At 65.4% G+C, this 4,797-nt stretch carries 6 protein-coding genes; 3 read left to right on the forward strand and 3 right to left on the reverse strand.

Going from position 1 to position 4,797, the window contains the following annotated elements; genetic code table 11:
- On the forward strand, positions 1-822 hold an 822-nt coding region (locus CV770_RS40420), incomplete at its 5' end, for an MBL fold metallo-hydrolase (protein WP_104466260.1).
- A gap of 177 nt (positions 823-999) precedes the next feature.
- Here the strand turns inward: CV770_RS40420 and CV770_RS40425 are convergent.
- From CV770_RS40425 to CV770_RS40435, 3 genes are read right to left on the reverse strand one after another with little or no spacing between them, the layout of a single operon-like run.
- Positions 1,000-1,716 (reverse strand): SIMPL domain-containing protein, encoded by a 717-nt coding sequence (locus tag CV770_RS40425; RefSeq protein WP_201760259.1) that lies wholly within the window; start codon positions 1,714-1,716, stop codon positions 1,000-1,002.
- A 5-nt stretch (positions 1,717-1,721) separates the two neighbouring features.
- The gene (locus tag CV770_RS40430) at positions 1,722-2,501 is read right to left on the reverse strand and encodes a GyrI-like domain-containing protein (protein ID WP_104466262.1); all 780 of its coding nucleotides are present in this window, start codon (positions 2,499-2,501) and stop codon (positions 1,722-1,724) included.
- Positions 2,502-2,520: 19 nt separating this feature from the next.
- Positions 2,521-2,757: a hypothetical protein gene (locus CV770_RS40435; protein WP_104466263.1), complete on the reverse strand. Its 237-nt coding sequence runs from the start codon at positions 2,755-2,757 to the stop codon at positions 2,521-2,523.
- Here CV770_RS40435 and dapF point away from each other — a divergent pair.
- Positions 2,756-3,631, forward strand: a complete 876-nt coding sequence (dapF, locus tag CV770_RS40440; RefSeq protein WP_091964978.1) for a diaminopimelate epimerase — start codon at positions 2,756-2,758, stop codon at positions 3,629-3,631. The genes CV770_RS40435 and dapF overlap by 2 nt on opposite strands.
- A partial coding sequence (gene mtaB / locus CV770_RS40445) for a tRNA (N(6)-L-threonylcarbamoyladenosine(37)-C(2))-methylthiotransferase MtaB (RefSeq protein ID WP_104466264.1) occupies positions 3,631-4,797 on the forward strand: 1,167 nt, incomplete at its 3' end. The genes dapF and mtaB, both read left to right, overlap by 1 nt.

Below are 4,797 nucleotides of genomic sequence, written 5' to 3' on the forward strand. Positions count from 1 at the left end.
GCCGACACCCCGCCCGCCCGCGTCGACGGCGACAAGGTGCGGCTCTCCTTCGTCGGGCATGCCAGCTGGCTGATCCAGACCGGCGGCCTCAACATCCTGGTCGACCCCGTCTGGTCGACGCGGGTCTCGCCGGTCGCCTGGGCCGGGCCGAAGCGGCACAACGATCCCGGCATCGCCTTCGAGAAGCTGCCGAAGATCGATGTCGTGCTGGTCTCGCACGGCCATTACGATCATCTCGACATCGCGACGCTATCGCGGCTTACCAAGAATTTTGCCCCGCGCGTGGTCACCCCGCTCGGCAACGACGTGACGATGCGCAGCTGGGATTCCACGATCAAGGTGGAGGCCTTCGACTGGCACGACCGCGTCGAGCTCGGCGGCGGCATCGCCGTGCACGTGGTGCCGACCCGGCATTGGACGGCGCGCGGCATGTTCGATCGCAACAAGGCGCTGTGGGCGAGTTTTGTATTGGAGACGCCTGCGGGGAAAATCTACGTCGTCTGCGATTCCGGGTATGGCGATGGCCGGCATTTTCGCCGCGTCGCCGAGAAGCACGGCAAGCTGCGGCTGGCGATTCTCCCCATCGGCGCCTACGAGCCGCGCTGGTTCATGCGCGACCAGCATATGAATCCGGAGGACGCGGTGAAGGCGCTACGCGATTGCGGCGCCGAGGCCGCGCTCGGGCATCATCACGGCACGTTCCAGCTCACGGATGAGGCGATCGACGCGCCGGCCAAGGCACTGGTGGAAGCGCTCGACGCCGCGAAGCTTCCGCAGGAGCGGTTCGTGGCGATGCAGCCGGGGCAGGTGGTGGAGATTTAGCCCCGCTGTCGTCCCGGACAAGCGCGCGTCAAGCGCGCGCAGATCCGGGACCCATACCCACAGGGAGATGTTTGGCGAAGATTCGGAGTGGGAGTTTTGCCCCGCACTGCTCCCTGTGGTTATGGGTCCCCGCCTTCGCGGGGACGACCACCGTTGTTTGGGCGGGCAGTGTGCCTCTTACTGCCCCGCCTTGATCGCCCAGCTCACATTCACCGTCACCGACAGCGTTTCCTCGCCGGGCGCAACCGCGGCTTGCGGCGCTGCCATCGGCGCTGTTGCCATCCGCCCCTTGAACAGCGGCACCGGGGCGCCGCCTTCGGACACGCTGAGCGGAGCGCCCAGCGTCACGCCGGTGGCCTTGGCGTAGATCTCGGCCTTGCGGCGGGCGTCCGCGACCGCCTGCTCGCGAGCGTCGTCGAGCAGTTTTGACGCCTGCGTCACCTCGAAGGAGATGTTGCCGATATCATTCGCGCCGGCGCCGACCAGCGTGTCGATGATGCCGGCGACCTTGGTCACGTCGCGAATTTTTACGGTGACGCGGTTCGAAGCGCGGAAGCCGACCACCGGGGATGCGCCGGTGGATTTGTTCTGGCCGTATTGCGGTTGCAGCGACAGCCGCGAGGTCTGGTAATCCTTCTCGGCAATGCCGGCGCCCTTCAACGCCAGCAGCACCTTGCCCATCGCGGCGTTGTTGGCATCGGACGCTTCCTTCGCTGTCTTGGCGTCGTTGGCGACGCCGGCGTCGATCTGCGCGAGATCGGGCGCCGCGGAAATGTTGGCTTCGCCGCTCACCGTGATGGCGGATGGAAAATCATCGGCAAGCGCGGGCGTTGACAGCAGCGTTGCGGCGAAAACGGCGGCAAGGGACGTAGCAAGTACGGCAGTCTTTTTCATTGGTCTCACTTCAGCGGCACGAAAACGTTGATCACGAGCTTGTCCTCTGCCGTCTTCAGGGGATCGGTGAGGTATTCCTCGATGAAGGTGTCCTTGGCTTCCAGTCTCTTGTCGTCGAGATGATTGGTGATCGCCTCGTAGGTGTTGTCCATGTTGTCGTAGGAACCGCGATGGACGAATTTCAGCACCTTGCCCTCCGGCGACTTGCCGATGCTCATGTCCTTGGACAGGTTCTTGGGATCCTGCTCGACCGGGATCTCGGCAAGGAAGGTGAAGCCGGTGTCGTCGGTCGAGGTGTAGACGATCATCGCATTGCCTGATGGCTTGATGCCCTGCTTGTCCAGGAGCGTATTCAGCGCCTTGAAAGCGTCGATCAGCGTGTCGAAGGCCGAGTCCCAATTGGCAGTGCCCTTGACCATCACGACCTTCTTGGCCTCGAGCGTGGTCTCCAGGCCGAACGGATCGGCGGTCTGCACCGGGGCGGGTGTCGCGGCGGCCGCGGGTGGTGGGGCCGTTGGGCTGGGTGAGGAACTGGCTGCGGGCGAGGGCGACGTTGTCGGGGCCGGCGACGCGCTGGCTGCAGGCGGCGGCGCGGGTGAGGCCGTCGTCGCTGGGGCAGGCGAGGCGCTCGCGGCCGGGGTGGGAGAAGCCGATGGGGCCGGCGAGGGACTTGCCGAGGCCGCCGGTGCCGGGCTCGGGGTTTGCGCCAGAACCTCAGGCAGGCCAAGCGACAAGGCCGCTGCCGGGATCAGCGCGGCCAGAGCAAGACGACGAAACCTGATCATTTTTATTCTCCCCAAGGCCTTAACCAAGGCCCTTCATCAGCAAGACCTTGCCCACCAAGGCTAATCCGGCTTGAGCCCGGCCGCGCATCCCGGTTCGCGGCGAGCTGCGCCGTTCTAACACGCGGTTGCCAAATTCGTCCCATGACAGATGCGTCATGGCAGTCCTCCTGGCAGTCCTCCTGGCGCCCGGCGGCAAATCACTGGCCAAGCCGCCAAGGATCGCCATATAAGACAGGCGAAATTCGGGAATTTTCATGAGCGCGCTGGCCAACCACGCATTTGCCAAGATGAACGGCATCGGCAACGAGATCGTCGTTGTCGACATGCGCGATTCCGCAGCAAAGGTGACGCCGGACGACGCCCGCGCGGTGGCGTCCGCCAACGGTGGCGTGGCCTACGACCAGCTCATGGTGCTGCAGAAGCCGCAGCTCGACGGTACCGAAGCCTTCATCCGCATCTACAACAATGACGGCTCGGAGGCCGGCGCCTGCGGCAACGGCATGCGCTGTGTGGTGCGGCGCATCTTCGAGAAGAACGGGCAGACCGCCGCGACGTTCGAGACGGCGGCCGGCTTGCTCAATGCCTGGCAGGGCCCGGCGCCCGATCTCTACACCGTCGATATGGGCGCGCCGAAGTTCGGCTGGCAGGACATTCCGCTGGCGGAAGAGTTCCGCGATACCCGCTACATCGAATTGCAGATCGGGCCGATCGACAATCCCATCCTGCATTCGCCCTCCGTGGTGAGCATGGGCAACCCGCATGCGATCTTCTGGGTCGACGACGTCAACGCCTACGATCTCGAGCGCTTCGGTCCGCTGCTCGAAAACCATCCGATCTTCCCGGAGCGCGCCAACATCACGCTCGCCCATATCGTCGATCCCCAGCACATCACGATTCGCACCTGGGAACGCGGTGCCGGCCTGACCCAGGCCTGCGGCTCGGCGGCCTGCGCCACGGCAGTGGCCGCGGCCCGCCTGAAGCGTGTCGAGCGCGATGTCGAGATCACGCTGCCCGGCGGCAAGCTCGGCATCGAATGGCGCGAACGCGACGATCACGTGCTGATGACGGGCACGGCGACCTTCGAATATGAGGGCAAATTCGATCCGGCGCTGTTTGCGCCGGCCGCCTGATGGCCGTCGACGTCGTCACCTTCGGCTGCCGCCTCAATGCCTTCGAGGCCGAAGTGATCCGCCGCGAGGCCGAGGGTGCTGGCCTTTCAGACACCATCGTCGTCAACAGTTGCGCCGTCACCAACGAGGCGGTGGCGCAGGCGCGGCAATCGATTCGCAAATTGAAGCGCGAGCGGCCCGAGGCGCGCATCGTCGTCACCGGTTGCGCGGCGCAGACGCAAGCTGCGATGTTCGCCGACATGACCGAGGTCGATCGCGTCGTCGGCAATGACGACAAGATGCGCGGCGAAGCCTGGCGCGAAGCGCGCGATGCCTTCGATCTCGGCGCCGGCGAGAAGATCGCTGTCAGCGACATCATGGCCGTGAGGGAGATGGCGCCGCATCTCATCGACGGCTATACGAGCGGCCTGCCGCGCGTGTTCGTGCAGGTGCAGAACGGCTGCGATCATCGCTGCACCTTCTGCATCATCCCCTATGGCCGCGGCAATTCGCGCTCGGTACCGATGGGCGCGGTGGTCGAGCAGGTGCGGGCGCTGGCCGAACGCGGCCATGCCGAGATCGTGCTGACCGGTGTCGATCTCACCAGCTACGGCACTGACCTTCCGGGCGCGCCGAAGCTCGGCATGCTGACGAAGCAGATCTTGCGGCACGTGCCGGAGTTGAAGCGCCTGCGCATTTCCTCGATCGATTCGATCGAGGCGGATGACGATCTGCTCGATGCCATCGCGGATGATGCGCGGTTGATGCCGCATCTGCATCTGTCGTTGCAGTCCGGCGACGACATGATCTTGAAGCGCATGAAGCGGCGCCATTCGCGGCAAGATGCGATCGCGTTCTGCGAGCAGGTCCGCCGCCTGCGCCCCGATGTCCTGTTCGGTGCCGACATCATCGCGGGTTTCCCGACCGAGACGGAGGAGATGTTCTCGCGCTCGCTCGATCTGGTCGAGGAATGCGGCCTGACATTCCTTCACGTCTTCCCCTATTCGCCCCGCCCCGGCACGCCGGCCGCGCGGATGCCGCAGGTGGCGGGCGGCGTGATCAAGGAACGCGCGAAGCGGCTGCGTGCGGCGGGCGAAGTGGCGCTGCGGAGGCGGCTGCAAGCCGAGATCGGCGCGACACGCGACGTGTTGATCGAGAGCGAGGGGCAGGGCCGCACGGAGCATTAT

The organism is Bradyrhizobium sp. AC87j1 (assembly GCF_002936975.1).
GTDB classification, from domain to species: Bacteria; Pseudomonadota; Alphaproteobacteria; order Rhizobiales; family Xanthobacteraceae; genus Bradyrhizobium; species Bradyrhizobium shewense.